This window comes from Streptococcus mitis, from assembly GCF_946188695.1.
GTDB classification, from domain to species: domain Bacteria; phylum Bacillota; class Bacilli; order Lactobacillales; family Streptococcaceae; genus Streptococcus; species Streptococcus mitis_DF.
In genome coordinates this window covers 1-5,236 of record NZ_CAMHWI010000037.1, presented here as the reverse complement: position 1 = coordinate 5,236, position 5,236 = coordinate 1, and the positions used below count along the sequence as shown (strand labels likewise).

Here is a 5,236-nt window from a genome sequence, read left to right as displayed (position 1 = left end):
AGCTAAGCGACTTCCATATCTCACAGGGGGCAACCCCCAACTACTTCCGGCGTTCTAGGGCTTAACTTCTGTGTTCGGCATGGGTACAGGTGTATCTCCTAGGCTATCGTCACTTAACTCTGAGTAATACCTACTCAAAATTGAATATCTATTCAAACCAAGAAAACCTCTCGCTTTCATATTCTCAGTTACTTTGGATAAGTCCTCGAGCTATTAGTATTAGTCCGCTACATGTGTCGCCACACTTCCACTTCTAACCTATCTACCTGATCATCTCTCAGGGCTCTTACTGATATAAAATCATGGGAAATCTCATCTTGAGGTGGGTTTCACACTTAGATGCTTTCAGCGTTTATCCCTTCCCTACATAGCTACCCAGCGATGCCTTTGGCAAGACAACTGGTACACCAGCGGTAAGTCCACTCTGGTCCTCTCGTACTAGGAGCAGATCCTCTCAAATTTCCTACGCCCGCGACGGATAGGGACCGAACTGTCTCACGACGTTCTGAACCCAGCTCGCGTGCCGCTTTAATGGGCGAACAGCCCAACCCTTGGGACCGACTACAGCCCCAGGATGCGACGAGCCGACATCGAGGTGCCAAACCTCCCCGTCGATGTGAACTCTTGGGGGAGATAAGCCTGTTATCCCCAGGGTAGCTTTTATCCGTTGAGCGATGGCCCTTCCATACGGAACCACCGGATCACTAAGCCCGACTTTCGTCCCTGCTCGAGTTGTAGCTCTCGCAGTCAAGCTCCCTTATACCTTTACACTCTGCGAATGATTTCCAACCATTCTGAGGGAACCTTTGGGCGCCTCCGTTACCTTTTAGGAGGCGACCGCCCCAGTCAAACTGCCCGTCAGACACTGTCTCCGATAGGGATCACCTATCCGGGTTAGAGTGGCCATAACACAAGGGTAGTATCCCAACAACGTCTCCTTCGAAACTGGCGTCCCGATCTCTTAGACTCCTACCTATCCTGTACATGTGGTACAGACACTCAATATCAAACTGCAGTAAAGCTCCATGGGGTCTTTCCGTCCTGTCGCGGGTAACCTGCATCTTCACAGGTACTAAAATTTCACCGAGTCTCTCGTTGAGACAGTGCCCAAATCATTACGCCTTTCGTGCGGGTCGGAACTTACCCGACAAGGAATTTCGCTACCTTAGGACCGTTATAGTTACGGCCGCCGTTTACTGGGGCTTCAATTCATACCTTCGCTTGCGCTAAGCACTCCTCTTAACCTTCCAGCACCGGGCAGGCGTCACCCCCTATACATCATCTTACGATTTAGCAGAGAGCTGTGTTTTTGATAAACAGTTGCTTGGGCCTATTCACTGCGGCTGACTTAAAGTCAGCACCCCTTCTCCCGAAGTTACGGGGTCATTTTGCCGAGTTCCTTAACGAGAGTTCTCTCGCTCACCTGAGGCTACTCGCCTCGACTACCTGTGTCGGTTTGCGGTACGGGTAGAGTATGTTTAAACGCTAGAAGCTTTTCTTGGCAGTGTGACGTCACTAACTTCGCTACTAAATTTCGCTCCCCATCACAGCTCAATGTTACAGATATAAGCATTTGACTCATATCACACCTCACTGCTTAGACAGACACTTCCAATCGTCTGCTTTAGTTAGCCTACTGCGTCCCTCCATCACTACATACTCTAGTACAGGAATATCAACCTGTTGTCCATCGGATACACCTTTCGGTCTCTCCTTAGGTCCCGACTAACCCAGGGCGGACGAGCCTTCCCCTGGAAACCTTAGTCTTACGGTGGACAGGATTCTCACCTGTCTTTCGCTACTCATACCGGCATTCTCACTTCTATGCGTTCCAGCACTCCTCACGGTACACCTTCTTCACACATAGAACGCTCTCCTACCATACCTATAAAGGTATCCACAGCTTCGGTAAATTGTTTTAGCCCCGGTACATTTTCGGCGCAGGGTCACTCGACTAGTGAGCTATTACGCACTCTTTGAATGAATAGCTGCTTCTAAGCTAACATCCTAGTTGTCTGTGCAACCCCACATCCTTTTCCACTTAACAATTATTTTGGGACCTTAGCTGGTGGTCTGGGCTGTTTCCCTTTCGACTACGGATCTTAGCACTCGCAGTCTGACTGCCGACCATAATTCATTGGCATTCGGAGTTTATCTGAGATTGGTAATCCGGGATGGACCCCTCACCCAAACAGTGCTCTACCTCCAAGAATCTTAATGTCGACGCTAGCCCTAAAGCTATTTCGGAGAGAACCAGCTATCTCCAAGTTCGTTTGGAATTTCTCCGCTACCCACAAGTCATCCAAGCACTTTTCAACGTGCCCTGGTTCGGTCCTCCAGTGCGTCTTACCGCACCTTCAACCTGCTCATGGGTAGGTCACATGGTTTCGGGTCTACGTCATGATACTAATTCGCCCTGTTCAGACTCGGTTTCCCTACGGCTCCGTCTCTTCAACTTAACCTCGCATCATAACGTAACTCGCCGGTTCATTCTACAAAAGGCACGCTCTCACCCATTAACGGGCTCGAACTTGTTGTAGGCACACGGTTTCAGGTTCTATTTCACTCCCCTCCCGGGGTGCTTTTCACCTTTCCCTCACGGTACTGGTTCACTATCGGTCACTAGGGAGTATTTAGGGTTGGGAGATGGTCCTCCCAGATTCCGACGGGATTTCTCGTGTCCCGCCGTACTCAGGATACTGCTAGGTACAAAGACTATTTTAAATACGAGGCTATTACTCTCTTTGGCTGATCTTCCCAAATCATTCTTCTATAATCTTTGAGTCCACATTGCAGTCCTACAACCCCGAAGAGTAAACTCTTCGGTTTGCCCTCCTGCCGTTTCGCTCGCCGCTACTAAGGCAATCGCTTTTGCTTTCTCTTCCTGCAGCTACTTAGATGTTTCAGTTCACTGCGTCTTCCTCCTCACATCCTTAACAGATGCGGGTAACAGGTAGTACCTGTTGGGTTCCCCCATTCGGAAATCCCTGGATCATCGCTTACTTACAGCTACCCAAGGCATATCGTCGTTTGTCACGTCCTTCTTCGGCTCCTAGTGCCAAGGCATCCACCGTGCGCCCTTATTAACTTAACCTTATTTTTTGACCTTTCAGTCATAAACTCTTATTAATACTACAGCGTTTTCGGTTTATTTTCTTGTTACTATTTGATATAGATATTCAATTTTCAATGTGCATTACTTGGTGATCTCTCACCAATGGAGCCTAGCGGGATCGAACCGCTGACCTCCTGCGTGCAAAGCAGGCGCTCTCCCAGCTGAGCTAAGGCCCCACAAGACCTCTCAAGACTAAACAAGACCAATGCGCAGTTCCTTATCCTTAGAAAGGAGGTGATCCAGCCGCACCTTCCGATACGGCTACCTTGTTACGACTTCACCCCAATCATCTATCCCACCTTAGGCGGCTGGCTCCTTACGGTTACCTCACCGACTTCGGGTGTTACAAACTCTCGTGGTGTGACGGGCGGTGTGTACAAGGCCCGGGAACGTATTCACCGCGGCGTGCTGATCCGCGATTACTAGCGATTCCGACTTCATGTAGGCGAGTTGCAGCCTACAATCCGAACTGAGACTGGCTTTAAGAGATTAGCTTGCCGTCACCGGCTTGCGACTCGTTGTACCAGCCATTGTAGCACGTGTGTAGCCCAGGTCATAAGGGGCATGATGATTTGACGTCATCCCCACCTTCCTCCGGTTTATTACCGGCAGTCTCGCTAGAGTGCCCAACTAAATGATGGCAACTAACAATAGGGGTTGCGCTCGTTGCGGGACTTAACCCAACATCTCACGACACGAGCTGACGACAACCATGCACCACCTGTCACCTCTGTCCCGAAGGAAATCTCTATCTCTAGAGAGGTCAGAGGGATGTCAAGACCTGGTAAGGTTCTTCGCGTTGCTTCGAATTAAACCACATGCTCCACCGCTTGTGCGGGCCCCCGTCAATTCCTTTGAGTTTCAACCTTGCGGTCGTACTCCCCAGGCGGAGTGCTTAATGCGTTAGCTGCGGCACTAAACCCCGGAAAGGGTCTAACACCTAGCACTCATCGTTTACGGCGTGGACTACCAGGGTATCTAATCCTGTTTGCTCCCCACGCTTTCGAGCCTCAGCGTCAGTTACAAGCCAGAGAGCCGCTTTCGCCACCGGTGTTCCTCCATATATCTACGCATTTCACCGCTACACATGGAATTCCACTCTCCCCTCTTGCACTCAAGTTAAACAGTTTCCAAAGCGTACTATGGTTAAGCCACAGCCTTTAACTTCAGACTTATCTAACCGCCTGCGCTCGCTTTACGCCCAATAAATCCGGACAACGCTCGGGACCTACGTATTACCGCGGCTGCTGGCACGTAGTTAGCCGTCCCTTTCTGGTAAGATACCGTCACAGTGTGAACTTTCCACTCTCACACTCGTTCTTCTCTTACAACAGAGCTTTACGATCCGAAAACCTTCTTCACTCACGCGGCGTTGCTCGGTCAGACTTCCGTCCATTGCCGAAGATTCCCTACTGCTGCCTCCCGTAGGAGTCTGGGCCGTGTCTCAGTCCCAGTGTGGCCGATCACCCTCTCAGGTCGGCTATGTATCGTCGCCTTGGTGAGCCGTTACCCCACCAACCAGCTAATACAACGCAGGTCCATCTGGTAGTGATGCAATTGCACCTTTTAAGCAAATGTCATGCAACATCTACTATTATGCGGTATTAGCTATCGTTTCCAATAGTTATCCCCCGCTACCAGGCAGGTTACCTACGCGTTACTCACCCGTTCGCAACTCATCCGGAGAAGCAAGCTCCTCCTTCAGCGTTCTACTTGCATGTATTAGGCACGCCGCCAGCGTTCGTCCTGAGCCAGGATCAAACTCTCATTAAAAGTTTGAGTTCTCACTCATTTCTGTCACTGACAGATTTATTGTTTTTTCATTGTTCAGTACTACAACCTTAGTTGTAGCGCCCTGCACATTGGTTCGTCTTGTTCAGTTTTCAAAGGTCTTTGTCACTCACTTCTCTCAAGTGACAACTATATTAGTATATCACAGTCGATTTCGCTTGTCAACACTTTTTTGAAACTTTTTTAAACTTTTTTTCATCAAGTGTTTCAACCGCAACATACCATAGTCCGTACGGGATTCGAACCCGTGTTACCGCCGTGAAAAGGCGGTGTCTTAACCCCTTGACCAACGGACCAGAGTTGTTGTTTTCAACTCTTACTATTATACCG

At 49.5% G+C, this 5,236-nt stretch carries 2 tRNA genes and 3 rRNA genes; all 5 read right to left on the bottom strand.

The window, feature by feature from the left end:
* Position 1 precedes the first annotated feature (1 nt).
* Positions 2 to 117: ribosomal RNA gene (gene rrf / locus N8L33_RS09870) — 5S ribosomal RNA — on the bottom strand.
* Between the two features lie 76 nt (positions 118 to 193).
* Positions 194 to 3,094, bottom strand: a 23S ribosomal RNA gene (locus N8L33_RS09865).
* A 124-nt stretch (positions 3,095 to 3,218) separates the two neighbouring features.
* Positions 3,219 to 3,291 (bottom strand) — tRNA-Ala (locus tag N8L33_RS09860).
* A 51-nt stretch (positions 3,292 to 3,342) separates the two neighbouring features.
* Positions 3,343 to 4,888: ribosomal RNA gene (locus N8L33_RS09855) — 16S ribosomal RNA — on the bottom strand.
* Together the 16S, 23S and 5S rRNA genes with 2 tRNA genes alongside form the textbook arrangement of a ribosomal RNA operon.
* Positions 4,889 to 5,130: 242 nt before the next feature.
* Positions 5,131 to 5,202: transfer RNA gene (locus tag N8L33_RS09850), tRNA-Glu, on the bottom strand.
* Positions 5,203 to 5,236 lie beyond the last annotated feature (34 nt).